The 23539-nt window shown below is 72.1% G+C and carries 28 protein-coding genes; 16 read left to right on the plus strand and 12 right to left on the minus strand.

Features of this window, described 5'->3' with window-relative positions; genetic code table 11:
- Positions 1 to 34 precede the first annotated feature (34 nt).
- Genes ACFCXS_RS31455 through ACFCXS_RS31470 form a run of 4 tightly spaced genes read left to right on the plus strand, consistent with a single transcriptional unit; the run spans position 35 to position 5625 of the window.
- Entirely contained in the window at positions 35 to 2224 is a 2190-nt protein-coding gene (locus tag ACFCXS_RS31455; protein ID WP_376646751.1) for a phosphotransferase family protein, read from the plus strand.
- Between the two features lie 39 nt (positions 2225 to 2263).
- Positions 2264 to 2890 carry a TetR family transcriptional regulator gene (locus ACFCXS_RS31460; protein ID WP_376646752.1) on the plus strand — a complete coding sequence of 209 codons (627 nt, stop codon included), beginning with the start codon at positions 2264 to 2266 and terminating at the stop codon, positions 2888 to 2890.
- A 39-nt stretch (positions 2891 to 2929) separates the two neighbouring features.
- Positions 2930 to 4948 carry a HelD family protein gene (locus ACFCXS_RS31465; RefSeq protein ID WP_376646753.1) on the plus strand — a complete coding sequence of 673 codons (2019 nt, stop codon included), beginning with the start codon at positions 2930 to 2932 and terminating at the stop codon, positions 4946 to 4948.
- Positions 4949 to 5001: 53 nt separating this feature from the next.
- Positions 5002 to 5625: an RraA family protein gene (locus ACFCXS_RS31470; RefSeq protein WP_376646754.1), complete on the plus strand. Its 624-nt coding sequence runs from the start codon at positions 5002 to 5004 to the stop codon at positions 5623 to 5625.
- A gap of 146 nt (positions 5626 to 5771) precedes the next feature.
- Here ACFCXS_RS31470 and ACFCXS_RS31475 read toward each other — a convergent pair whose 3' ends face one another.
- The 4 genes from ACFCXS_RS31475 to ACFCXS_RS31490 all read right to left on the minus strand — a co-directional run bounded on the left by ACFCXS_RS31475 (position 5772) and on the right by ACFCXS_RS31490 (position 8582).
- Positions 5772 to 6950 carry a GDSL-type esterase/lipase family protein gene (locus tag ACFCXS_RS31475; RefSeq protein ID WP_376646755.1) on the minus strand — a complete coding sequence of 393 codons (1179 nt, stop codon included), beginning with the start codon at positions 6948 to 6950 and terminating at the stop codon, positions 5772 to 5774.
- A 5-nt stretch (positions 6951 to 6955) separates the two neighbouring features.
- Positions 6956 to 7543: a TetR/AcrR family transcriptional regulator gene (locus ACFCXS_RS31480; protein WP_376646756.1), complete on the minus strand. Its 588-nt coding sequence runs from the start codon at positions 7541 to 7543 to the stop codon at positions 6956 to 6958.
- Between the two features lie 39 nt (positions 7544 to 7582).
- Positions 7583 to 8104 (minus strand): DUF2269 domain-containing protein, encoded by a 522-nt coding sequence (locus ACFCXS_RS31485; RefSeq protein ID WP_376646757.1) that lies wholly within the window; start codon positions 8102 to 8104, stop codon positions 7583 to 7585.
- A 181-nt stretch (positions 8105 to 8285) separates the two neighbouring features.
- The gene (locus tag ACFCXS_RS31490) at positions 8286 to 8582 is read right to left on the minus strand and encodes a GntR family transcriptional regulator (RefSeq protein WP_376646758.1); all 297 of its coding nucleotides are present in this window, start codon (positions 8580 to 8582) and stop codon (positions 8286 to 8288) included.
- A 159-nt stretch (positions 8583 to 8741) separates the two neighbouring features.
- On the opposite strand from ACFCXS_RS31490, the gene ACFCXS_RS31495 reads away from it, so the two are divergent.
- Entirely contained in the window at positions 8742 to 9092 is a 351-nt protein-coding gene (locus ACFCXS_RS31495) for a hypothetical protein (protein WP_376646759.1), read from the plus strand.
- On the plus strand, positions 9092 to 9391 hold the full coding sequence (locus ACFCXS_RS31500) for a hypothetical protein (protein ID WP_376646760.1): 300 nt from the start codon (positions 9092 to 9094) through the stop codon (positions 9389 to 9391). The genes ACFCXS_RS31495 and ACFCXS_RS31500 overlap by 1 nt, the downstream gene beginning before the upstream one ends.
- 15 nt (positions 9392 to 9406) lie before the next feature.
- Here the strand turns inward: ACFCXS_RS31500 and ACFCXS_RS31505 are convergent, their stop codons facing one another.
- A complete protein-coding gene (locus ACFCXS_RS31505; protein WP_376646761.1) occupies positions 9407 to 10129 on the minus strand; it encodes a hypothetical protein in 723 nt (240 codons plus the stop codon).
- A 160-nt stretch (positions 10130 to 10289) separates the two neighbouring features.
- On the opposite strand from ACFCXS_RS31505, the gene ACFCXS_RS31510 reads away from it, so the two are divergent.
- From ACFCXS_RS31510 to ACFCXS_RS31525, 4 genes are all read left to right on the plus strand, one after another.
- Positions 10290 to 10655: a VOC family protein gene (locus ACFCXS_RS31510; RefSeq protein WP_376646762.1), complete on the plus strand. Its 366-nt coding sequence runs from the start codon at positions 10290 to 10292 to the stop codon at positions 10653 to 10655.
- A 125-nt stretch (positions 10656 to 10780) separates the two neighbouring features.
- Entirely contained in the window at positions 10781 to 11614 is an 834-nt protein-coding gene (locus ACFCXS_RS31515) for an NAD(P)H-binding protein (protein WP_376646869.1), read from the plus strand.
- A gap of 104 nt (positions 11615 to 11718) precedes the next feature.
- Complete coding sequence (locus ACFCXS_RS31520) at positions 11719 to 11940, plus strand: type II toxin-antitoxin system VapB family antitoxin (protein ID WP_376646763.1); 222 nt, start codon at positions 11719 to 11721, stop codon at positions 11938 to 11940.
- Positions 11937 to 12356 carry a PIN domain-containing protein gene (locus ACFCXS_RS31525; RefSeq protein ID WP_376646764.1) on the plus strand — a complete coding sequence of 140 codons (420 nt, stop codon included), beginning with the start codon at positions 11937 to 11939 and terminating at the stop codon, positions 12354 to 12356. The genes ACFCXS_RS31520 and ACFCXS_RS31525 overlap by 4 nt, the downstream gene beginning before the upstream one ends.
- Positions 12357 to 12490: 134 nt before the next feature.
- Here the strand turns inward: ACFCXS_RS31525 and ACFCXS_RS31530 are convergent, their stop codons facing one another.
- Positions 12491 to 13387: an aminoglycoside phosphotransferase family protein gene (locus ACFCXS_RS31530; protein WP_376646765.1), complete on the minus strand. Its 897-nt coding sequence runs from the start codon at positions 13385 to 13387 to the stop codon at positions 12491 to 12493.
- A gap of 194 nt (positions 13388 to 13581) precedes the next feature.
- On the opposite strand from ACFCXS_RS31530, the gene ACFCXS_RS31535 reads away from it, so the two are divergent.
- The 3 genes from ACFCXS_RS31535 to ACFCXS_RS31545 all read left to right on the plus strand — a co-directional run bounded on the left by ACFCXS_RS31535 (position 13582) and on the right by ACFCXS_RS31545 (position 15412).
- Positions 13582 to 14214 carry a helix-turn-helix domain-containing protein gene (locus ACFCXS_RS31535; protein WP_376646766.1) on the plus strand — a complete coding sequence of 211 codons (633 nt, stop codon included), beginning with the start codon at positions 13582 to 13584 and terminating at the stop codon, positions 14212 to 14214.
- An 88-nt stretch (positions 14215 to 14302) separates the two neighbouring features.
- A complete protein-coding gene (locus tag ACFCXS_RS31540) occupies positions 14303 to 14971 on the plus strand; it encodes a hypothetical protein (RefSeq protein ID WP_376646767.1) in 669 nt (222 codons plus the stop codon).
- Positions 14972 to 15073: 102 nt separating this feature from the next.
- On the plus strand, positions 15074 to 15412 hold the full coding sequence (locus tag ACFCXS_RS31545) for a DUF2516 family protein (RefSeq protein ID WP_376646870.1): 339 nt from the start codon (positions 15074 to 15076) through the stop codon (positions 15410 to 15412).
- A gap of 27 nt (positions 15413 to 15439) precedes the next feature.
- Here the strand turns inward: ACFCXS_RS31545 and ACFCXS_RS31550 are convergent, their stop codons facing one another.
- The 5 genes from ACFCXS_RS31550 to ACFCXS_RS31570 all read right to left on the minus strand — a co-directional run bounded on the left by ACFCXS_RS31550 (position 15440) and on the right by ACFCXS_RS31570 (position 20104).
- Entirely contained in the window at positions 15440 to 16786 is a 1347-nt protein-coding gene (locus ACFCXS_RS31550) for a PP2C family protein-serine/threonine phosphatase (protein ID WP_376646768.1), read from the minus strand.
- A 412-nt stretch (positions 16787 to 17198) separates the two neighbouring features.
- On the minus strand, positions 17199 to 18275 hold the full coding sequence (locus ACFCXS_RS31555; RefSeq protein ID WP_376646769.1) for an NlpC/P60 family protein: 1077 nt from the start codon (positions 18273 to 18275) through the stop codon (positions 17199 to 17201).
- A gap of 196 nt (positions 18276 to 18471) precedes the next feature.
- Positions 18472 to 19290, minus strand: coding sequence for a class I SAM-dependent methyltransferase (locus ACFCXS_RS31560; protein ID WP_376646770.1), 819 nt, complete (start codon positions 19288 to 19290; stop codon positions 18472 to 18474).
- Between the two features lie 31 nt (positions 19291 to 19321).
- Positions 19322 to 19735 carry a CPCC family cysteine-rich protein gene (locus tag ACFCXS_RS31565; RefSeq protein WP_376646771.1) on the minus strand — a complete coding sequence of 138 codons (414 nt, stop codon included), beginning with the start codon at positions 19733 to 19735 and terminating at the stop codon, positions 19322 to 19324.
- Positions 19736 to 19921: 186 nt separating this feature from the next.
- Positions 19922 to 20104, minus strand: a complete 183-nt coding sequence (locus ACFCXS_RS31570) for a hypothetical protein (protein ID WP_376646772.1) — start codon at positions 20102 to 20104, stop codon at positions 19922 to 19924.
- A gap of 171 nt (positions 20105 to 20275) precedes the next feature.
- Between ACFCXS_RS31570 and mshA the strand changes: the two genes are divergently transcribed.
- Both mshA and ACFCXS_RS31580 read left to right on the plus strand, forming a co-directional pair.
- On the plus strand, positions 20276 to 21613 hold the full coding sequence (mshA, locus tag ACFCXS_RS31575) for a D-inositol-3-phosphate glycosyltransferase (RefSeq protein ID WP_376646773.1): 1338 nt from the start codon (positions 20276 to 20278) through the stop codon (positions 21611 to 21613).
- Entirely contained in the window at positions 21606 to 22115 is a 510-nt protein-coding gene (locus tag ACFCXS_RS31580) for a YbjN domain-containing protein (protein ID WP_376646774.1), read from the plus strand. The genes mshA and ACFCXS_RS31580 overlap by 8 nt, the downstream gene beginning before the upstream one ends.
- Here the strand turns inward: ACFCXS_RS31580 and ACFCXS_RS31585 are convergent.
- Positions 22112 to 22906, minus strand: coding sequence for an AraC family transcriptional regulator (locus ACFCXS_RS31585; RefSeq protein WP_376646775.1), 795 nt, complete (start codon positions 22904 to 22906; stop codon positions 22112 to 22114). The genes ACFCXS_RS31580 and ACFCXS_RS31585 overlap by 4 nt on opposite strands.
- Here ACFCXS_RS31585 and ACFCXS_RS31590 point away from each other — a divergent pair.
- Positions 22905 to 23381, plus strand: a complete 477-nt coding sequence (locus tag ACFCXS_RS31590; protein ID WP_376646776.1) for a DUF2000 family protein — start codon at positions 22905 to 22907, stop codon at positions 23379 to 23381. The genes ACFCXS_RS31585 and ACFCXS_RS31590 overlap by 2 nt on opposite strands.
- The last annotated feature ends 158 nt before the right edge of the window (positions 23382 to 23539 follow it).

A 23539-nucleotide genomic window follows, 5' to 3' on the forward strand; every position in this document is an offset into this window, starting at 1 on the left:
ACCGTCCCCCCTTCTCGTACTTCCGGAGCGGCCAGTGGGCGCACCCCCTCTTCCCCGTCCTCTTCACGGGGAACGCGCCTCGCACGACGCCATCTGCCGGGCCTTCGTGAAACTGGCCGCCGAACGGGGGCAGGCGACCGGCGGCCACCACAACCGGAACTACGTCCTCCCGCTCACGGAGGACATGGCCCCCCTGGCCGGGCGTGAGGCGGGGACGCCGGTGACCGTCCGGATCCGGCGTCCGGACGTCCTGCCCGTCGTCATCCGGACCTGGCAGAACGAGTCGGAGATCCTCGACGCCGTCCGGGGAGTCCTGCCCCACGCGCCGGAGTGCCTGGTCACGGGGGACGGGTTCGCTGTCCACAGCTTTGTGGAAGGTGTTCCGCTCTCCAGCGTCTGCGGCAACGGCAAGCCCGTCGACACCCTGCTCGTCCAGGCCCTGGCGGGTCTGCTCGCCCGGACGACACACGTACGGCGTGCCGCGCTGCCTGCCCTGCCGTCCGTGTGGCCCCGCAACGACACGGACGGTCAGGGCTTCCTCCGGACGCTGGCCCAGCTGGCCGACCGGCAGGTCAAGCGGCCCAACTGGGCGGCCTTCGGCGGTCTGTTCGCCGCGCTCGGCATTTCCGAGGGCGCGCTGGCCGAGCTGGCCGGACGGGTTCCCGCGATGGCCCGGCGGCCCTTCAGCCTGCTCCACGCCGACCTGCACCGCGACAACGTGATCGTGTCGTACGCGGGCGAGCCGCCCCTCGTCTGTGTCGACTGGGAGCTCGCCACCTACGGCGACCCGCTGCACGACCTCGCGACGCACCTCGTCCGTATGCGGTACCCGGCCGACCAGTGGGCCGATGTGGTCGACGCGTGGGCCGGGGCCATGCAGGACGTCCGTCCGGCCGCCGTCAACGGCCTGGCCAGGGACCTCCGGCACTACCTGGCCTTCGAGCGGGCCCAGTCGGTCTTCCCGGACGTCATGCGGGCCGCCCGGTCCCTGGAGGAATCGTTCACCCAGACGAGCCTGGACGAGGCGACCGCGCGGGTGCGCCGGGCCCTCGAGGCGGCGGCGGAACCGTTGCGCCTCACGAAGGTGCCGCGCGGGGGCGAGATCAAGCGGGTCCTGTTCCGCTGGCTGGCGTCACGCATGAACGGGGACGCCGGCGGCCGGGCCTGGATCGCGAAGGCGTTCGCGTGGAGGCCCGACCGGCGCGTTCCGGAGCGCCCCGACTTCCCGCCCACCGCGGTGCGACAGGCCCTGCTGGCCGAGGGAGCCGCTCCCGCGGGCAGGGTGTTCAAGGGGACCGCCCACCTGAACACGGTGGTGACGGTGCCGGGCGTCGACTCACCCGTGGTCGTCCGGCGGAAACTGTCCGAGGTGTGCCGGCGGGAGCGTGGCTTCCTCAGCGAACACGCCGTCCTCAGGGCGATCGAGGAGTCGTCCGCCGACGTCGCGGCGCCGAGGGTGCTCGCACTGGGCGAGACGTCGCAGAGCGACACCATCGCCTTCCACACCTACGTCGGGCCGCGGGACGTCGACCGGCCTCCCAGCCACCCCGTCCACGGCCTGCTGCCGCACGAGGCCGACGGCCTGGTGGACCAGCTGTGCGCCCTGACGCGCGTGCGGTACAAACAGGTCGATCCGACGGCCGGTGACGGCCGGTTCCACCACTGGCTGCGGGAGCAGCTCGTCGCCCTGGTCCGGGATCTGCCGAAGGAGTCGCAGCACCTGGCGCGGCATCTCGGACTGCCCGACGCGGACCGCCTGAAGCTGATCCTGTCCCGGCACGAGGTGACCGAGCGCGAGCCCGCCCTGCTGCACGGGGACCTGAACCCCTGGAACCTCGTACGCCGTGACGACCACCTGGCGCTGACCATCATCGACTGGGAGATGGCCGTCGTCGGCGACCCCCTCTACGACCTCGTCCGGCACCTGCACCTCACGCCGGCCCGGCCGGAGATCAGGGAGCGGATGTTCCGCCGCTGGGAGCGCCGGCTGCCGGCCGAGTACACCCACGACTGGCGCAGGGACTGGCAGGTGTACCGCTGGCTGGAGATCGTGCGTTCCGCCTATGTCGACCTGGACCGCATCGTGACCGGAGCGAGCCGGGACGCCCCGAACGTCCGGCGGGCGGTGGACTCCTACGCGGTGACCCTCGCCGCCGCCACCGCCTCCCTCGGCCTCCCCACGCGCTCCACGGCGAACCCGTATCTCGCCGGAGCCTTCGCCTAGCGTGCCGGCCGCTGCCCGGTACTGCGTAGGCTCCCGGGCATGAGCACCCCTGGCCTGCGTGAGCGCAAGAAGCAGCGGATGTACGAGACCGTGTCGGACATCGCCGTGCGGCTCTTCCTGGAGAAGGGGTTCGACGCGGTGTCCGTCGCGGAGGTGGCGGCGGCGGCCGAGATCTCCAAGCCGACGCTGTTCCGGTACTTCCCGGCCAAGGAGGATCTGGTGCTGTACCGGATCGCCGACCACGAGGGGGAGGCCGCCCGGGTGGTCGCGGAGGGGGCCGGAACCGCGCCCGTGGAGGCGTTGCGGCGGCACTTCGTGGACGGGCTGGAGCGCGGGGATCCGGTGACCGGGCTCAACGACCATCCCGACGTGCTCGCCTTCCACGCCCTGCTGTACGGGACGCCCTCCCTGGTCGCCCGCGCGCACGCGCACCAGGAGCGGTCGGAGGCCGCGCTCGCCGAGGTGCTCGGGGGGGATCTGGACGCGCGGCTGGCGGCCGGGCAGATCATGGCCGTGCTGCGGGTGCTCGCCCTGGAGAACTGGCGGCGGATCGCGGCGGGGGAGCGGGTGGCGGACGTGCGGCCGGAGGCGGTGGCCGCGGCGGAGCGGGCGTTCGGCCGGCTCACGTCCGGGCTGCCTCCGCATCTTTCGCGTGAGGCTAGGTAATTTATTTAACTCGGTTGTGTTTTCGCGTACGCTCGGTGGATGACCTCGACCGAGCCCGCCCTCCAGCACGCCCTCGACACCGAACGCGCCCATCACGAGCGCTGCCGGACCGCCCTCGCCGCGATGGTCGAGGGCGCCGGTGAACAGGTCGTCATCGGGGAGGACGTGTCCGCGTCCGGGGCCGACGCCGAAGTCCTCGGGTACCGGCTGCGCAGCCGGGCCAAGGCGCTGCGGGAACTGCCCGATGGGCCCTTGTTCTTCGGAGCCCTGGAGAGCGGGGACGGGCCGTTGCACATCGGGCGGCTGCGGATCTCCGAGCACCCGGCCGAGCCGCCCCTCGTCGTCGACTGGCGTGCGCCCGTCTCGCGCGCCTTCTACCAGGCCTCGGCCCGCGACCCGCAGGGCGTCGCCGTGCGGCGGCGGTTCGGCTGGGCGCCCGGCAGCCGGGGCGACTCCGCCGACCTCACCGGCCTGGAGGACGAACACCTGGAGCGGGGGGAGACCCGCGACAGCGAGATCGTCACCCGGGAGATCGAACGGCCCCGGGTCGGGCCCATGCGGGACATCGCCGCGACGATCCAGCCCGAGCAGGACGACCTCGTACGGGCGGACCTGGCGGTGTCGGTGTGCGTGCAGGGCGCGCCGGGCACCGGCAAGACCGCCGTCGGGCTGCACCGGGCCGCGTATCTGCTCTACACGCACCCCCAGCGCATCCGGCGCGGCGGCCTGCTGATCCTCGGACCCAACCGCACCTTCCTGTCGTACATCGCGGAGGTGCTGCCCGCCCTCGGCGAGACCGGCGTGCGGCAGTCGACGCTGGCGGAGGAGATCGCCCGGTGCCCGGTCCGGGGCGTGGACGAGGAGCCGGCCGCGGTCGTGAAGCACGACGCCCGGATGGCCGAGGTGCTGCGGCGGGCGCTGTACGCGCGGGTGCGCGCCGACGGCGGCGGGGCGTCGCTCGACGTGCCGGACGGGTCGTACCGGTGGCGGGTCCCGGCGGGGGCGCTGGCGGAGATCGTGGACGGGGTGCGGCAGGAGGAGCCGCCCTACGGGGTCGGCCGGGAGCGGGTGCGGGCGCGGATCGTGCGGTGTCTGCGCGAGCAGGCCGAGCGACGGGCCGGGCCGCCCCCGAACGCCTGGGTGCGGCGGATCGAGCGGGCGCGGCCGGTGTCGGCGTACGTCGACGCCGTGTGGCCGCGGGTGCGGCCCGAGGAGGTCGTGGCCGGACTGCTCGGCGACGAGGAGGAGCTGGCGGCGGCGGCCGAGGGGCTTCTCGACGCCGGTGAGCAGCGGGCGCTGCTGTGGGAGCGGCCGCCCCGGTCCTGGAAGTCGGCCCGCTTCTCGGCCGCCGATCTGGTGCTGCTCGACGAGGTGGCCGGGCTGATCGGGCATCCCGAGGGGTACGGGCACGTCGTCGTCGACGAGGCGCAGGACCTGTCCCCGATGGAGTGCCGGGCCATCGCACGCCGGGCCCGCTTCGGTTCGCTGACGGTACTGGGCGATCTGGCGCAGGGGACGACGCCGTGGGCGGCGCGGTCGTGGCGTACGGTCCTTGCGCACCTGGGGAAACCGGACGCGGCCGTGGTCGCCCTGACCACCGGGTTCCGGGTGCCGAAGGCGGTCGTGGGGCTCGCCAACCGGCTGCTGGAGCGGCTGGACGTGGACGTGCCGCCCGCCCGTTCGCTGCGCGGGGACGGGGAGTTGCGGACGCGGGAGACGACCGTCGACGGCGTGCCCGGGGCGGTCGTGGCGGCCGTACGGGACGCACTCGGGCGGGAGGGCTCGGTCGGGGTCGTCGCGGCGGACGCCGACCTCCCCCGGGTGCGGGCGGCACTGGACGCGGCCGGCATCGATGCGGCGGGCCCGGACGAACTCGGCGCGCGGGTCGCGCTGGTGCCGGCGAGCGTGGTCAAGGGCCTGGAGTACGACCAGGTCGTGGCGGTCGAGCCGGCCGCGATCGCCGAGGCGGAGGAACAAGGGCTGCACCGGCTGTACGTGGTGCTGACCCGGGCGGTGTCACGGCTGGAGGTGGTGCGGGGGAGGCCACTGCCCTTCTAGGGGTGCGGGGGAGGCCACTGCCCTTGCGGGGAAAGGTGGTTAGGGTCCGTGTCATGACTGACGTCGACGCGTTCACGGACATACCCACGACGACCCTGGCCGATCTGCTCGGCCGCGGGCAGGTCATGGACATCGGGATCCGGCCGCTGTGGGAGCCGGTGCCGCGGGTGGCCGGACCGGCCTTCACCGTACGGTGCCCTCCCGGCGACAACCTGATGCTGCACGCCGCGATCCACCGGGCCGGGCCCGGTTCCGTCGTCGTCGTGGAGTCGGGCGACCTGGACTACGCCCTGGCCGGGGGCAACGTGTGCGCCGTCGCCCGGCGCCGGGGCATCACCGCGTTCGTCGCCGACGGGCTGATCCGCGACCTCGCCGAGGTCAGGGACCTGCGCTTCCCGGTGTTCGCCCGCGGCGTCATCCCCATCCCCGGTACCAAGTCGGCCGCACGGCCGCTGAACGAGCGGGTGCGCTGCGGCGGGGTCGAGGTCGAGGCGGGCGACACGGTCGTCGCCGACGAGGAGGGTGTCGTGGTCGTCCCCGGGGCCCGGCGCGAGGAGGTCCTGGCCGCGGCCCGGGCGAAGCTCGCCAAGGAGGCCGCGGAGTCCCTGGACGACTGGGAGTCGGCCCACCGCGCACGCATCGACAAGATCCTCGCGGACCAGGGCTTCGAGGCCTGACCCCTGCCGACCGGTCTGCCCCTGGGCCTGCCCTGCCCGGTCGGCCTGCCCGGCTCGGCCTGCCCTGGCCGGGCTGCCCGGTCGGCCTGCCCTGGCCGGGCTGCCCGGTCGGCCTGCGTCGCTCGGCCTGCCAGGCCGGTCGGTCGCTACGCCGCCTCGAAGGGGCCTCCGTCTCCGAAGGCCAGTGCGTGGAAGCGGTCGCCGATGTGGTGGTGGGTGGCCGCGTCCGGGTGGACGTGGTCGGGCAGGGGGTGGGCGGCGGCGTCCTTCGCGCCGTGGAGGTCGAGGCCGTCCAGGTAGTGGAGGTTCGGGTCCTCGGCGGCGCGCTGTCGGACGATGCGCGACAGCTCCTCGCGGATGACGGTGAGGGTCAGTTTGCCCATCGGCGTCTCCGCCGGGTCGCCCATGGCGGAGAAGACCAGGCGGCCCTTGCCGATCTCGTCGCGGTCCGGGGCGGTGGGGCCGGGCGTGTCCTCGTGGATGGCGCAGTGGAGGGGCGAGACCAGCAGCAGCGGGGTGTCCGGGTGCCCCTCACGGATCGTGTCGAGGAAGCCGTGCACGGCCGGGGAGAACGCGCGCAGCCGCATCGCGTCCGCGTTGACGATGTTGATGCCCATCTTGACGCTGATCAGGTCGGCCGGGGTGTCCCGCATGGCACGAGCGGTGAACGGGTCGAGCATCGCGCTGCCGCCGAAGCCGAGGTTGACCAGCTCCACGCCGCCCCGCAGCGCGGCGATCGCGGGCCAGACGGCCGTGGGGCTCGCGGCGTCGGAGCCGTGGCTGATCGAGCTGCCGTGGTGCAGCCACACCCGGTGTCCCCGGTCCGGCGCGGGCGTCACGGGGGCGTCCGTGCGCAGGGCGACCAGCTCGGTGGTCTCGTTGTGCGGCAGCCAGATCTCGACGTCCTTGTCCCGCGCGGGCAGGCCCGTGAAGCGGACCGTGCCGGCCGGGCCGGACGTGAGCTCGCCCTCCCAGGTGGCCAGGTCGACGGTCAGGACGTTGCCGCCGGTCCCGGCGGCCTGGCCGGCCGGGCGGCCGTCGACGAGCAGGTCGTACAGCCCGTCCGGGCGCGACGGGAAACCGGTGTAGTCGCGTTTGGTGCGCAGGGTGTCCAGCTCGACGGCGGTCGCGGCGGTACGGAACACCAGCCGTACGCCGGAGGGCTGGGCCTCGGCCATCGCCAGCTGCGCGTTGGTGTTCTGCGCGCGGGCCCGGGCGGGCAGGCGGTGGGGGAGCAGGCCGTGCTCGGTGCGCTCCACGTCGAGGGCGCCGCGCAGCAGGTCCGCCGTGAGGGGCGTAGTGATCCAGTCGTGATCGGTGTGCATGGGTGTCAGCCTCGGGGGTCGGTGGGGGCCGCGGGCCAGTTCCGCAGCAGCGTGTCGAGGGCGTCGAGGATCCGGGCCCAGGTCTCCTCGGTGTCCGGGGCGCTGTGGCTGAAACCGCCGCCGAGTTCCAGGCTGACGTAGCCGTGGAAGACGCTGCCGAGCAGCCGGACGGCGTGGGTCTGGTCCGGTTCCGTCAGGTCGTAGCCGCGCAGCAGTGCCCGGGTCATCTGCGCGTGCCGGACGCCGGCGCTCGCGGCCGCCGTCCGCGGGTCGAGTCGCAGCTGGGCGGCGGCGTAGCGGCCGGGGTGTTCCCGGGCGTAGTCGCGGTACACGTTCGCCAGGGCGGACAGGGCGTCCTTGCCTGCCCGTCCGGCCAGGGCGTCGGCGGCCCGGTCGGCGAGTTCGGTGAGGGCGAGCAGGGCGATCCTCGTCTTCAGGTCCTGCGAGTTGCGCACGTGCGAGTACAGGCTCGCGACCTTGACGTCGAACCGCCGGGCGAGTGCCGAGACGGTGACCTGGTCGAAGCCGACCTCGTCGGCGAGTTCCGCGCCTGCTTCGGTCAGCCGCTCCGGCGTCAGTCCCACGCGTGCCATGAGGACTCTCCCTTCTGCCTGAAGAGAGTGTGCCCTTGCCTAAAGCTTATAGGCAAATGGCTGCGCCCTTCTGTGTCCGCGGCGGGTCTTCCCCCAGGGCTTGAGGACGGAGATCACCGTCATGAACACATAGGCGGACAGCGACACGACCGGCCCGAACAGCACGTCACCGGCGTCCGGCAGCGGCCCGCCCGCGGCGACGGCGGTGACGGCGGAGTTCACGGCGGGGCGCAGGACGAACACCGTGGCGGTGGTGGTGGCGAGGGTGAGCCAGAACTTCGTGTACACCCACCGGTACCTGGCCAGGCCCCACACCGTGCCCAGCGACAGCACCAGGCCGCTGAGGAGCGTGAGCAGCGCGACGGGAATCAGGAGCAGGTCGGCGAAGAGCTTCATGGCGCGGACGGACGCCTCCACGGTCACCGCGGATCCGGTGGAGGCGGCGGTGGTCCCGAGCGCGAGCAGCCCGAGCGAGAGCCCGAGCCAGCTCGCGGAGATGACGACGTGCACGACCAGCACGGCCCGGCGGGCGCGACGGCTGAGTTTCCGGTTCGGCTTCACGATGTCACCGTGCCGGGGAAGGGGCGGTACGGGCGTCTGGCGGCGGGAGTAAGCCGGCGTACTGGTGTCGGAGTACGGGGCGTGTCAGTGCCGTTCTGCTACGCCCGAGTCATCCCGGAACCGGCCGAGTTGGACCCGGCCCCCTGCGCCATGGTGGGACCGGCCCGGTGGGGTGGGGTCCTCAGTCGTTCGGTTCACTCTCTTCTGGGGCGTCGCCGACCGGTTGTTCGACGACGAAGGAACCTTTACCTCGCACAGTGACGATCAGGCCGCGCTCGCGGAGTTCCTGTGCGGCCCGTCGCGCGGTGAGTCGCGCTACGCCGTACTCGTCGGCGAGGTGGTTCTCGGAAGGGATGGGCCTGTCCGGCGCCAGCTCGCCGGATGCGATCTTCCCGGCGATGACGTCGGCCAACTGCACGTAGAGCGGCCTCGCGCTCATCGGGTCCAGAGTGGGCTTCGACGCTTCGGTATCGCTCATACGTCCAACGTAGAGCGATGGCGATCTGCCCAATCGTGTGGATCCCTCTGTACTTGTATGTAGAGGGCTGTATTCAGGTGTAGCGTCGAAGATGGAAAGACCCCGGCGAGGTGGACTAGACCTCCCGGGGCACGGCCAACGCTTATCAGGAGCGTCGACATGCACGACTTTATCCCCCGGGCCCTTCAATGGCTGCGTCTCCTCTTTGCCCCCGGCACCGGGAAACGGCGTAGGGGGCGTCCCCGTCGGCACCTCTTCCCCCACGTGCACGTCACCCTCGTCAGCTGCCCCTCCGTGTCGCAGCCGCCGCAGCTGCCCCGCCACCGCTCCCCGTACGGCCTGCACGGTCCTCTCGACGGGGCCGCCTCCCCCCTTGTCCGCCCCTACCTCGCCGCCCACGAGCGGGAAACCGTCCTCCAGGAACGCCGCCGCCTGGCCCTCGTGCTCGCCGCCGACTTCGGGATCGATCTCGACCAGCACCTGATCGGCGCGCGGAAGGTGGCCGCCTGATGGAACGACCCACTGGTCGGGCGCCCCGGCTTCTTCCCTGGCTGTCTCCGGGCGGCAACCCCTGCTACCTCGTCACCGACGACGACGGCAGCTACCTCTCCCGCCTCGCCGACGACCTGGAAGCCGTGCAGCTCGCCACCGGCACCGACGTGCTCCGCCTCGCCCGCAAGGTGCTGGACGACCCGGCCTCGCCGCACACGGAGGTCCGTTTCGCCGGCATCCGTCTGGCCGAGTGCCTGACCGACGCGTTGCGGGTCGCCGAGTCCCGGGGGATGCGCCTGCCCGGGCCGGAACGCTGAGGACGCCTCGGAGGGTTACCCGCCGTGTGTCCACACGCGCAACGGCCCCACCGGCTCGAAGCCGTGGCGAAGTGCGGCTGCCAGATCGTCACCCTGCTCGTAGCCGACCACGGGCAGGGTGGGGAAGAGGCGGCCGAGTGCGTGCAGGACGAGCGGCCAGGCCGCGTCGGGCCCGCCGTCCCGGCGGAAGACGTTGGAGACGCCGACCACGTGCTCACTGCGGCTCGCGACCGCTCCGGCGACCACTGCGCCCTCGGCGTCGTCGGCGGACCGCCCGAGGATCACGAACGTCTCCGGTTCGGTGAGCAGTCCGGGCCGGAACAGGTCCGCGTTTCCCGCCCCGTCGTCCCAGGCCAGTGCCCAGGCACGCAGCGTGTCCGGGTCGCCCGCCACGTCCCAGTCGAGATCCGGTGCCGTCGTTGCCGACCCGGCGGGCCGGTGGATCCACTGCGCCTCGAAAAGCACCCGGAACCTGGCCTCCGCCAGGTCGAGGTCGGCGAAGCTGTCCTTGACCGAGGCGCCGGGCGAGGCCGTGTCGATCCGGGCGGTGAGCGCGTCAGGGTCGGCGTCCGGCCCCAGCGTCACCGCGTCGGGGTAGTAGAGCGGCGTCCGCACCGGGGCGGCCCAGGCGTCGGCCCCGAACTGGCCTGTCACCCCGTGCGCCCGGCACATCGCCGCACACCACTCGGCGTTGTTCCGGGCGGCGGCCAGGACCAGAGCTTGCCGCGAAGTCGTCATGACGTGGATCAAACCGATGGCCGGCCCGGTCCGTCCACCGATTTGATGGTGGCGCCCTTTGATGGTGCCGCCCCGACCGCTGCCGGAAGGACCCCACCCCGTGCCTGCTTCCCCTGCTGAGCCGACCCGCCCGGGCGAACCACCAGGAGGCGTCGGCCGGATGAGGCTGAGCGCGATCACCCTGGACTGCGCCGATCCGCTCGCCCTGGCGGCGTTCTACCAGCAGGCCACCGGACTTGAGCCGCATCCGAAGTCGGACGCCGACTTCGCGGCGCTGGAGGGCGAGAACGGCCTCTCCCTCGCCTTCCAGCGGATCGACGACCACCGGCCTCCCAGCTGGCCCGACCCCGCCGTACCCCAGCAACTGCACTGCTGTTTCCGGGTCGTGGATCTGGACGAGACGGAGACGCGACTGCTGAAGCTGGGTGCCGGCAAGCCGGAGCATCAGCCGAACGCGGCCAGATGGCGGGTGCTCACGGACCCGGCCGGGCATCCCTTCTGCATCGTCAGGGCTCGCCGGGCCTGAATGGCCTGAGCGGCGGGCCGGAGGTGTGCGGTTGCGGTCGGCCTGCTGATTCCTTGACCTCAAGTGAAGTCGAGGTCTTAGCGTGCCGTCACGTGATCACCGGCCGGCGACAGGAAGAGATGACGATGATCCTCGTGACCGGCGCGACCGGGAACATCGGAAGTGCGCTCCTGCGGGAGTTGCAGCTGGCCGGAGCCGCGCCTGTGCGAGGTCTGACTCGGGATGTGCGACGGGCTGCCTTCCCCGAAGGAATAGCAGCCGTCGAAGGAGATCTCGCGCAGGCGGAGTCTGTGAAGGCCGCGTTGGAGGGAGCGCGCTCGCTGTTCCTGCTGTCCGGCATGGGGGCGGAAGCGGAGATCCTGGCGGCTGCCCGGCAGGCAGGCGTGGAGCATGTGGTGCTCGTGTCGTCGATCACCGTGCAGACCCATCCGCATCTGCCCGGGGCCCGCGAGAACCAGATCGTCGAGGGCTTGCTCAAGGACAGCGGCATGGCCTGGACCATCCTGCGGCCGACGCAGTTCGCCTCGAACACCCTGTGGTGGGCACCGTCGATCCGCGATCAGGGCGTGGTCCGAGCGCCGTACGCGGACATCGGTCTGCCCGCCATCCATCCCGCGGACATCGCGGCGGTGGCCCGTGCGGCACTGACCGAGCCGGGCCACCGAGGGCGGACGTATGCGCTGACCGGGCCGGAGCGCGTCACGGTCCGACAGCAAGTCGCGGCCATCGCTGCGGCATTGGGGCGGGAGGTGGCCTGCATCGAGATCAGCCGGGAGGAAGCCCACCGGCAGATGGCTTCCTTCCTGGGGGAGGAAACCGCGGACGCGGTCCTCGACCTGATGGGCGGGGACGTCACTGACGACCTGCTGAAGGTGCACGACACCGTCCCCCGGGTCACCGGGGCCGCGGCCAGGTCGTTCCGGCAATGGGCGTCGGACCATGGCGACGCCTTCCGCTGACGCGACAGCTGTGCCGCGCCAGGAGGACAACCGCCGACGATCCGAGCCAGGCATGCATTCTGCGGATATATAATAGATGTTGTCCTTGAATAAAGGAGTCCAGTATGAGCGTGACGACGATCGACCTCGATGACGATGCGCTGGAGAAGGCCATGCGTGTCGCCGGCGGTGGGACCAAGAAAGACGTGGTCAATGCCGCCCTTCGTGAGTACGCCGAACGCCATGAGCGGGCCGCGCTCGTAGCCAAGCACTTCCACGCCGCCCAGCAGTGGGACTACGAGGGCTGGCAGCAGCGCCGCGTCGAGGACAAGCAAGGTGGCGAGTGATCCACTACCTGCTCGACTCCTCGGGGCTGTGGCGCCTCCTGCGTGAGGAGCAGTTGAGGGACGCATGGCTGGAGACCACCACCCTCCAGGCCATCGGGTCGTGCGTCGCCCAGCGGGCCGAGTTCCGGCGCTCGGCGCGCAACGCCGTGGAGTACGAGGCCATGGGGGACATGTTCACCGATCTGTACCCCGACGTACCTCTTCCGAAGAGGTTGTGGGACTGGGTCGACACAGCCCAGTACGCTCTCGCCGAGAAGGGCGCCCTCGGCGCGGCCGGGCCGCTCGACCTGATGATCTGCGCGACCGCCGTGCATCACGGACTGATCGTCCTGCACGACGACGCAGATTTCGTCACTGTGGCGCGTTTCCTGCCCGAGGTCAGCGAGCGGAATGTGCGCAACGTCCCGGGTTTCTAGCATCCCCGGCGGGAAACCGTACATGGACCGGGACCGGCCAACAGGGCGGACCGCGGTCCCAGTGGCCGGGCTGCATCGATTCCTGTCAGCGAGTGCATGGCCGCCGGGGGAATCCCAGTCGATCCGTACCGACGTCAAAGGCCCTTCAGGACACGATCAAGCGCGGACCGGCCTGCGGGCCCCCAGTTCGGCTTGCCTCCAGGCAGGCCGCGATCCCCGGCCCGGCCCATCGCCATCAGGAACAGGCTCCTCATCGCGGCCAGTCCGCGCGCCCGTCGCACCGCTGCCTCGTCCGCCTGCGCGTAGCTGTCGAAAAACCGTGAAGCGCCCCCCGCGGGGAGGAGCAGCCAGGCGGCCGCGAGGTCCCACGCCGGGTCGCCGGCTACCAGCGCGCCGAAGTCGACGACACCCGCCAGTGTCCCGTTCGCGACGACGACGTTCGCCGGATGCAGGTCGCCGTGCACCCACACCGGTGGGCCCTCCCACCCCGGGGCCGCCACCGCTTCACCCCACACTTCACGGATCTCGTCGGCGAGTTCGGCAGGGGCGACCTCCTGGAAGAAGTGCTCGAAGCCGTCCGTGCAGTCCTTGGGATGAGCGCCGAAGTCCGAAGCGGTCGGCGCGTCGGCGGGCGCCTCCACGTGCAGCGCCCTGAGGAAGCCCGACAGCGCCTCGGCCGCGTGATCGCCGCGAGTGATCGAGCCATGGTCCAGCGGCGTCCCCTCGACCCATGTCATGACGGTCCAGATCTTGGGGAAGCGCTCGGACGGCGCACCGTCCCGTAGGGGGACAGGAATCGGCAACGGCAGGCGCGAGGCCAGAGTCGGCAGCCACCGTCGCTCCTTGAGCTGGAGATCGGGGCTCGTGTCCATCCGCTGCATCCGGACGGCCAACTCGTCACCGAGGCGCCACATCTGGTTGCCCCAGCCGCCCGCGACTTCGCGGATGGGCAGCTCGGCCAGGTCCGGATGCTGCTCCCGAAGCAGGTCGCGGACCAGATCCTCGCTGATCTCGATCTCGGGCTCGATCATGCCGAGTCACCGTACTCGAGGCAGGCGGAGGCCACCGTGCACTTCTCCGAGACGCGGCATGGAACCTGCTCGCTCCGAGGGGCGGCGTGCAGAGCGTCGGCTGGACGTCCGGGGAGCCGGCGGCTGTCAGTGCCGTGGCGCACTTTTGCAAGCAGGTGCTTGCAATAGTTAGCGGAGTGCTGCACTGTGGAGGCATGGCATCGCTCAACGTCGGCAATCTCGGTGACTATCTGCGCGAGCAGCGGCGCACTGCGCAGCTGTCGTTGCGGCAGCTCGCCGACGCCGCCGGGGTGTCCAATCCGTATCTCAGTCAGATCGAGCGCGGGCTGCGCAAGCCGAGCGCGGAGGTGCTGCAGCAGGTCGCCAAGGCGCTGCGGATCTCCGCCGAGACGCTGTACGTCCGGGCCGGCATCCTCGACGCCGAGCGTGATCGGGACGATGTGGAGACGCGGGCCGTCATCCTCGCCGACCCGACGCTGCACGAGCGGCAGAAGCAGGTGCTGCTGCAGATCTACGAGTCCTTCCGCAAGGAGAACGGGTTCGGGACCGGCGACGGCTCGGACGGTGCGGGCGGCTCGGGTGGGGCGGGCGGTGCCGGTGTCGTCGGTGTCGTCACCGCCGACGGTGCGGTGAGCGTCGACGGGGACGCTCCCGGCACCGGGATATCCCCGGCCGGCCCGGCCGACGGCGGCTCCTCCGCCAAGCGCCGCGGCCGCAAGAGCGCCGCTCGGAGCGACAGTACGAACGACGGCGGTACGACCGCCACCCGCCGCACCCGCAAGAGCACCGGCGGCAGCGACACCGATCCGCAGCAGACGGCCGGCTGAGCCGGACCAGGGCATGGGCCGCCCGCCGCGGATCACACAACCCTCAGCCGAACCCTCAAGCGACACAGAATCCGGGAGGACCATCACCATGGCCATCACCGACGACCTGCGCAAGACCCTCAGCAACCCGACCCCGCTCTACTTCGCCGCAGGCACCGCCGACCTCGCCCTTCAGCAGGCCAAGAAGGTGCCGGCCCTGGTGGAGCAGCTGCGCTCCGAGGCTCCCGCGCGGATCGACGCCGTACGCAACACCGACACCAAGGCGGTCCAGGAGAAGGCGTCCGCCCGGGCCAAGGAGGCCTCCGCGCGCGTCAAGGAGACGCAGGAGACCCTGCAGACCAAGGTCACGGAGTTCATCGGCTCCATCGACGTCGACATCAAGAAGCTCGGCAGCACGATCGACTCGGACCTGAAGAAGTTCGGCGAGAGCGCCCAGGACTTCGCGCTGCGCGGCGTCGGCGTGGCCGCCGAGTACGCCGTCAAGGCCCGTGAGACCTACGAGAAGGTCGCCGAGCACGGCGAGCAGACCGTGCGGACCTGGCGCGGCGAGGCCGCCGACAGCATCGAGGACGTCGCCGAGGGCGTCGAGGAGCTGGCCGTGGCCGTCGAGCCGAAGCCGAAGCCGCAGCCGGTCGAGGTCAAGGAGGAGCCGGCGAAGCCGGCCGCCGCCGCCCAGGCGAAGAAGGCCCCCGCCGCCAAGAAGGCCCCGGCGCGCAAGGCCACCACCGCCAAGAAGACCACCCCGCCCGCGAAGTAGTACGGCGGAGCGGCCACAACGGGCCGGGCACCCCGGGGGTGCCCGGCCCGTTGTACGGGTACGGTGACCGCGTAGGACGAGCCGAGTCTGGTGGTGGACGTTGTGCTGTTGCAGGGCTTCGCAGGGTTGATGTGGCTTCTGAGCATGGCCCTGATCGTGTTCAGCGGCTTCGCGTTGTTCGACGCGGCGGTGCGCCGGGAGGACGCCTATCGTGCGGCCGACAAGAAGACCAAGCCCTTCTGGCTGATCATCCTCGGGATCGCCTTCGTGGTGAACCTGCTCTTCCCGATCCTGTCGTTCCTGCCGATCATCGGCCTCATCGCGACGATCGTGTACATGGTCGACGTACGGCCCGCGATCCGGGCCCTCCCGGGTGGCGGCCGCAGCCGGCGCGGCTCCAGCAGCGACGGCCCCTACGGCCCGTGGAACGGCGGCCGCTGAGGGCTCCCGGAGCAGCAGGGCCGGGGGCTACGGCACCCGGTCCAGCAGCAGGACCGCCACGTCGTCCGTCAGCTCGCCGCCGTTGAGGTGGCGTACCTCGTTCACCGCCGCCCGCAGCAGCTGCTCGCCCCGCAGGCCCTCGGCGAACTGGCGGCGGATCATCTCCGTCATGCCGTCCTGGCCGAGCCGCTCCCGGCCCCGGCCTGTGTGGCCCTCGATCAGGCCGTCGGTGTAGAGCATCAGGCTCCACTCGGCGCCCAGCTCCACCTGCATCCGCGGCCAGCGGGCACCGGGGAGCATGCCGAGGGCCGGTCCGTTGTTGTCGTACGGCAGCAGGCGGGCCGGCTTGCCCGGGCGTGCCAGCAGCGGCGACGGGTGACCCGCCAGGCACAGCCCGGCGCGCCGGCCGTCCGGCGCGATGTCCACCGTGCACAGGGTCGCGAAGATCTCGTCGTCGGCCCGCTCGTGCTCCAGGACCTGCTGGAGCGTGCCCAGCAGCTGGTCGCCGCACAGGCCCGCCAGCGTCAGCGCCCGCCACGCGATCCGCAGCTCCACGCCGAGCGCGGCCTCGTCCGGGCCGTGCCCGCAGACGTCGCCGATCATGGCGTGCACCGTGCCGTCCGGTGTGCGCACCACGTCGTAGAAGTCGCCGCCGAGCAGCGCGCGCGAGCGGCCCGGGCGGTAGCGGGCGGCGAACCGCAGCGAGGAGCCCTCCAGCAGCGGTGTCGGCAGCAGACCGCGCTCCAGGCGGCGGTTCTCCTGCGCGCGCAGCCGGCCCTCGGCGAGCCGCCGCTCCGCCGACTCGGAACGCTTGCGCTCCACCGCGTAGCGGATCGCCCGGCTCAGCAGCCTGCCGTCCAGCTCGTCGCGGAAGAGGTAGTCCTGGGCGCCCACCCGCACCGCCTCGATGCCGCGCTCGGCGTCACCGGACGCGGTCAGCGCCAGCACGGCGTGCCGGGGTGCGAGCTCCAGCACGTGCCTGAGCACGGCGAGCTCGTCCGCGGAGTCGCTGTGGCCCGGCGCGGGCAGCGCCAGGTCCAGCAGGATGCAGTGGACGTCGTCGGTCAGCAGCCGCCCGGCCTCCGTCAGGTTGCGGGCCGTGCGGACGCGGATCGGCTTGCCTGCCTGGTCGAGCATGTCCGGCACGATCGGCGAACCGGCCGGGTCGTCCTCGATCAGCAGCAGCGTCAGGTTGGTGTGGGCGGTGTTGTTCTCCACCTTGTCCGTGGTGTTCCCGGCGGTGTCCGGCGTGCGGGCGGCGGGCGAGGCGTCCTTCACGGACTCCTCGGCCGAGCCGCCGCGCGGGGACGCGGCCTGCGCCTGACCACTCTCCGCGGCCGGGATCGCTCTCTGCCGCGGTATGGGTACGGGCATCGTCTTGGGTTCCTTCCCTCCCCCCGAGGGCATGGTGGGGCGAGGGACCTCGACCCACCGAGCGGGACCATAGCGGGTGTCGGCGCCGCATTGGAATGGTGTGAGCCACGCCGTTGTGCCACCGGCCTGTGTCATATGCCGCGATATGCCCCGCAGTTGGACAGCTCGGAGATGCTGTGGGGATGACGAACGTCACGTCAGCGCACGGTTTGCCCGTGGCGGGGCGTGCGGTGGGTCACGTGGGCCAGGTCACCGCGGATGTCCGATATCCGGTGCATGGCGCCCGGCCGTTGGGTGTGCAGCCCTCCGCGGCCCTCCGCAGCCCCGCGCACGCCCCCCGGCCGCCGTCCGCGGTCATTCGGCGTGCGATCCGGCGTCCGCGTTCGGTCGGCGTGCGATCCGGCGTCCTCGGTCAGCCGGCGTCCGGCCGCACCACTCCGAGGATGGGCATGGTTCCGGCGCCCGCGATCGTCACGGTCCGCCCGGGGCGCGGCGCGTGCACGATCGCCCCGTCGCCGATGTACATGGCGACATGGCTGGCGTCGTCGAAGTAGATGATCAGGTCGCCGGGGCGCATGTCCTGGATGTCGATGTGCCGCAGCCGCTTCCACTGCTCCTGCGAGGTGCGCGGGATGCCCTGTCCGGCGGACAGCCACGCCTGTGACGTCAGCCCCGAGCAGTCGTAGGTCCTGGGGCCCTCGGCGCCCCACTGGTACGGCTTGCCGATCTGGGCAGTGGCGTACTTCACGGCCTTCTTGCCCTGCTCGGAGGCCTTGCCGTTGATCTCTTCCAGGATGCCGGAGCCGAGCCAGGCGGTCTGCGCCCTGTTCGCGGCCTCCTTCTCCAGCTCGGCGAGGCGCTCCTGCTCCTCCTTCTGCAACGCGGACTCGAGCTTCTCCGCCTGCGCGATCTGCTTCTCGATCTTCTTCTGCGCGGCGGCCTTGGCCTTGCGGCCCGCTTCGAGCTTCTTCAGCTGTGCGGAGGCGTCCTTGGCGTACTGCTCCAAGTCCTCCTGGGTGCGGGTCAGTTCGCCGAGGAGGCCCTTGGTCGCGTGGTGGCCCTCGCGGACCCGGCCCGCGCCGTCGAGGAAGTCCTGCGGGTCGTCGCTCAGCACCAGATGGGCCTCGGGCGGCAGTCCGCCGCCGCGGTACTGGGCGGCGGCCGCGGCGCCCGCGCGGTCCTTGAGCTTCCTGAGCTTCTCCTGGCCCTTGACGATCTTCTTGGCCAGCTCGACGACTTCGGCGGACTGCTTGTCCGCCTTCTCGTCGGCGGCGTTGTACTCGTCGGTGGCGCGGCCGGCGGCGCGGTAGAGCCCGTCGAGCTTCTTGCGGACGGCCTCGAGGTCCTTGGCGGGTGCGAGTGCCGCGCCCGCGCCGGGGGTGGGGGAGGGGGTGGGGTTCGCGAACGCCGTGCCCGGTGCCGCCAGCACCGTGACCGCGCAGACCACGGCCACCGTGGTCGCCATCAGGCCACGCTTGCCCGTGCCCATACCTCAGCCCCCAAACTGATTAACCATCAGTAACTTGCGGTTCGCCTGGGGATGCTGCCATGTCGGCTGGGAAAGCGACAGAGGTAGTCCTTCCCGCCACTCCAGTGCCGGTATGCACCGGCATGACGATCTCCCCGCCTGTGTGACGAACGACTCACAGAGATCGTTCCATCGGGGTCTGTGAAGGCGGGAGCGATCAGGCGCCCGGGGCCAAGGCCTCCCAGCGCACCGTCACTTCACCCTGCCGCCAGCGCGCCGGTCCGTCCGCCACCGGCCAGTCGGCGGTCAGGTCCCGTACCGCGCGGATCCAGCGCTGCCGGGCGCCGTAGGAGGCGTAGGGCGCGGCGGCCGCCCAGGCGCGGTCGAAGTCGCGCAGGAAGGCGTGCACCGGCTCGCCCGGGACGTTGCGGTGGATGAGCGCCTTCGGCAGGCGCTCCGCCAGGTCGGAGGGGCGCTCCAGGGAGCCCAGCCGGGTCGCGAAGGTGACCGTGCGCGGGCCCTCCGGGCCGAGGGCGACCCAGACGTGCCGGCGCCCGATCTCGTCGCAGGTCCCCTCGACCAGCAGCCCGCCGCGCGCCCCGGTCGCGGGGTCGGCCGGTGCGAGTCGCGCGCACAGCCGCCGCCACACGTCCGCGACCTCGCCCTCGTCGTACTGCCGCAGCACGTTCGCCGCGCGGACGAGCAGGGGCCGCTGCGGGATCGGGATCTCGAAGCCGCCGTGCCGGAAGGCGAGCCCCGCCCGCGCGTAGGGCAGCGCCGCCGCGACCCGCGCCGGGTCGATCTCGACGCCGACCACGCGCGCGCGTGGCGCGACCGTGCGCAGCCGTTGCAGCAGCTCGACGGCGGTCCAGGGGGCGGCGCCGTAGCCGAGGTCGACCGCCACCGGGTCGGCGGCGCGGCGCAGTTCGGCGCCGTGCGTGGCCGCGATCCAGCGGTCCATGCGGCGCAGCCGGTTGGGGTTGGTCGTCCCGCGCGTCACCGTGCCGAGGGGGCGGGTCGCTGCGCGGGACGTCATGCCTACGAGGTTAAGCGGCGTTCGGCACCGGTCAGGGGGTGAGGTGCCGCCGCCAGTACGTGGGACGCCAGTAGTACAGGACCGTGAGGTCGTCGGGCATCGGGTCGTGGGCCGGACCCCGCTCGAACGGGTCCCGGTCCGGGTCGGCCGGCCGGAAGCCCGGGTCCAGCGGCTCGTCGTCCCGTGGCGGCCGTACGCGGCGCCGCATCTCCTCGGTGACCGCGCCGATCCGCCGGTAGTTGGCCTGCGCCTCGATCAGGCTCAGTCCGTGGTTGGGGCCGAAGCCGGCCGTGGGGTGGCGGAGCTGGGAGGGGTCCTCCTCCCAGTAACAGACCGGGCAGATCTCATAGGCCCACAGCTCGCCGAGGGTCCGGTGGCCGCAGCACGGGCAGGGCAGGAGCTCCTCGAGCGGGGGCGGTTCCGGGGCATGCCGTGTGCCTGTCATGTCGGTGAGGGTAGTTCCCCCGGTGAGCCTGCCGCCTCGCCTTTCTCGTACCTCGGCGACTGCGCCCCGCCCTCGTACGTCCCGCAGCCCCGCCCTCGTACGTCCCGCAGCCCCGTGCCTGTGCGTCCCGCACCCCCGTGCCCCGCCGCGAAGAGCCCGGTGGCCCCTCCCCGGCTACGCGGTCTGTCAGTCCTGGCGGACGACGTTCCGGCCCGGGCCGCCGGAGAGCGTGTCCCGGCCGGGGCCGCAGTACAGCTCGTCGTCGCCGCTGTTGCCCCACATCAGGTCGCCGCCGCCGCCCGCGTACGCCGGCGCGCCCGCCGTGTGTCGTCGCCTGCCCGCCGTGGAGTTCACCTGCTGGTCACGCAACTGGAGCAGGGGGACCTACCGTCTCCGCGTATCGAACGGTTGAGCGACGAGCGGTAATGATTCGGTAAAACTCCCGAATCGGGAAATGGAGTGTCTCGCTCCGGTGTTGCACCCCGTCGGAGGGCACCGTGCGCCCTGCGAAGGCATGCCCGGAGCGAGGAGGAACGCCACGTGAGCCAGTACATCGGCAGGCTCGGCCGGCGCTCCGCGTCGTCGCCCGCCCGCCTGCGGCTGCACCGCAGGCCCCGCCGCGTCGCCATGCTCTCCGTGCACACCTCCCCGCTCCACCAGCCGGGCACCGGCGACGCCGGCGGCATGAACGTCTACATCGTGGAGCTCGCCCAGCGCCTCGCCGCGCACGGCGTGGAGGTCGAGATCTTCACGCGCGCGACCGCCGCCGCCCTCCCGCCGACGGTCGAACTGGCCCCCGGCGTCCTCGTCCGGCACGTCGACGCCGGCCCCTACGAGGGCCTCAACAAGGAGGACCTCCCCGCCCAGCTGTGCGCCTTCACCCACGGCGTGATGCAGGCCTGGGCGCACCACCGCCCCGGCCACTACGACCTGGTCCACTCCCACTACTGGCTCTCCGGCCACGTCGGCTGGCTCGCCGCCCAGCGCTGGGGTGTCCCCCTGGTGCACGCCATGCACACCATGGCCAAGGTCAAGAACGCCAATCTGGCCGACGGCGACAGCCCCGAACCGGCCGCCCGCGTCATCGGCGAGACGCAGATCGTCTCCGCCGCCGACCGCCTCATCGCCAACACCACCGAAGAGGCCGACGAACTCGTACGGCACTACGCGGCCGAGACCGACAAGGTCGCCGTGGTCCATCCCGGTGTGAACCTCAGCCGCTTCTCGCCCGCCGACGGCCGCGCCGCCGCCCGGGCCCGCCTCGGTCTGCCGAGGGACGCGCTGATCCCGCTCTTCGCGGGCCGCATCCAGCCCCTGAAGGCCCCCGACGTGCTGCTGCGCGCCGTCGCCGTCCTCCTCGACGAACGCCCCGAACTACGCTCACGCATCCTCGTGCCCGTCGTCGGCGGCCCCTCCGGCAGCGGCCTCGCCAAGCCCGAGGGCCTGCAGAAGCTGGCCGCGCGCCTGGGCATCGCGGACGTCGTACGGTTCCGCCCGCCGGTCGGCCAGGAGCAGCTGGCGGACTGGTTCCGCGCCGCCTCCGTGCTGGTCATGCCCTCCTACAGCGAGTCCTTCGGCCTGGTCGCCATAGAGGCGCAGGCGGCCGGCACCCCGGTGCTCGCGGCGTCGGTCGGCGGCCTGCCGATCGCCGTGCGCGACGGGCACACCGGTTTCCTCGTCCGCGGCCACGACCCGGCCGACTACGCGCGCGTGCTACGCGACTTCGCCGACGACCCGCAGCTGGCGCCCCGGCTGGGCGACCAGGCCGCCCGCCACGCCCAGTCCTTCGGCTGGGACACGGCGGCCGCCGCCACCGCGGACGTCTACACGGCCGCGATGCAGGCACACCGCCGTCGCGTACGCTCGCTGCATGGGTGAAACCGGTCAGGAACAGCGTGCGGCCCAGGTCATCGAGGCAGTGCTCAAGGACGCCGACCTGGAGTGGGAGAGCCCCCGGCCCGGTACTTACGTCGCGCAGCTCCCCGGCACCCGCAAGCTGAAGACGACGCTCTCCCTGCTCGTCGGCCGCCACTCCCTGTCGCTGAACGCCTTCGTCATCCGCCACCCCGACGAGAACGAACAGGGCGTCCACCGCTGGCTCCTGGAGCGCAACCTCAAGCTGTACGGGGTGAGTTACGCCGTCGACCAGCACGGCGACGTCTACGTCACCGGCCGCCTCTCCCTGTCCGCCGTCACCCCCGACGAACTCGACCGTCTGCTCGGCCAGGTCCTGGAGGCCTCCGACGGCGCCTTCAACACCCTGCTGGAGCTGGGCTTCGCCTCCGCGATCCGCAAGGAGTACGAGTGGCGGATCTCGCGCGGTGAGTCGACCCGCAACCTCGACGCGTTCGCCCACCTCACCCAGCGCCCCGAGCGCTAACCGGCCCGGTAACGCCCCGGCGGCACCCCCACCAGTTTCCGGAAGTGCCGGGTGAGGTGCGACTGGTCGTAGAAGCCGGACGCCACCGCCACCTCGCCCGGAGTGCGCCCCTCCAGGAGCAGCCGCCGGGCGCGGCCCACCCGCAGGGACGTCAGGTACTGGTGCGGGGCGATGCCGTAGGCCGTGCTGAACGCCCGCACGAGATGCGCGGGATGGGCGCCGAGCAGCCCCGCGGCCTCGCGCAGGACCACGCCCTCGACGATCCGCTCGTCGAGCAGCTCGCGCAGCCGCCGGGCGAGCACCGGATCGGGCGGCCGAGTGGCGGCGGACTCGTTCCGCAGATGCCCGCGCAACCGCTCCCCGACGAACAACAGCCTGCTCTCGGCCTCCAGTTCCTCACCGGGCCGCCCCAGCGCGCCGTGCACCTGGCCCACCCGCCGCCGCAGCAGCGGATCGCGCAGATCGGGCCGGTCGACGGCGGCCCCGATGAACTCGTCTCCGAGGTACGTCCCGTCGAGGTACAGCACCCGCTTGCGGAAGCCCTCGGCGGTGACGGGGGAGCCGTTGTGCGGCACGTGCGGCGGCAGCAGCGTCACGGTGTCGTGCGGGGTGCCGTGCTCGTGCCGGTCGAGGTCGTACCGCACGGCGCCGGTGTCGACGATCAGCAGCGTCCAGGAGTCGTGGACGTGCATCGGATACGCGTACTCGGTGAACCGCGCGTGGAAGACCTCGACGACACCTTCGACGGCGGGCCGCCAGGCGGAGACGATCCGGGAGGGCTCGGAGGCCATGCAAAGAACGTACAAGACCCCGGCCGGGACCGGCGGGCACGCTCGGAGCATGGACAACGAACCGATCCGCTTCGACACGAAGATCGCCGTACTGCTGCGTGCGGACCTGGAGCCCTGGCAGCGCCTCAATGTGACATCGTTCCTGGTCAGCGGCCTCGGAACGCAGGTCCCCGAGGTGATCGGCGACCCGTACGAGGACGCGGACGGCGTGCCCTACCTCCCCATGTTCCGCCAGCCGGTCATGGTCTTCGAGGCCACGAAGGAAACCCTGACCACCGCCCACACCCGTGCCCTCTCCCGCGCCCTGCCCCGCGCGATCTTCACCTCCGACCTCTTCGCCACGGGCAACGACCGCGACAACCGCGCCGCCGTGCGAGCCGTGCCGACCGCGCAACTGGACCTCGTCGGGCTCGCGGTCCACGGCCCGAAGAACGCGGTGGACAAGGTGGTGAAGGGGGCGCGGATGCATCCGTGAGCGGGGAGCGGGGAGCGGGGAGCGGGGAGCGGGGAGGGGAGAGCGGGGATGTGGGAGGTGGGAGGCGGGCCGGCGAAGCGTGGGGGCCGGGGACGACCAAAGTCGCGAGGGCGTAGACCATCGGCCGACGACAGGGCGGACGGCTGCTGAAGAGACTG

This window comes from Streptomyces sp. NPDC056373, assembly GCF_042262425.1.
GTDB lineage: Bacteria > Actinomycetota > Actinomycetes > Streptomycetales > Streptomycetaceae > Streptomyces.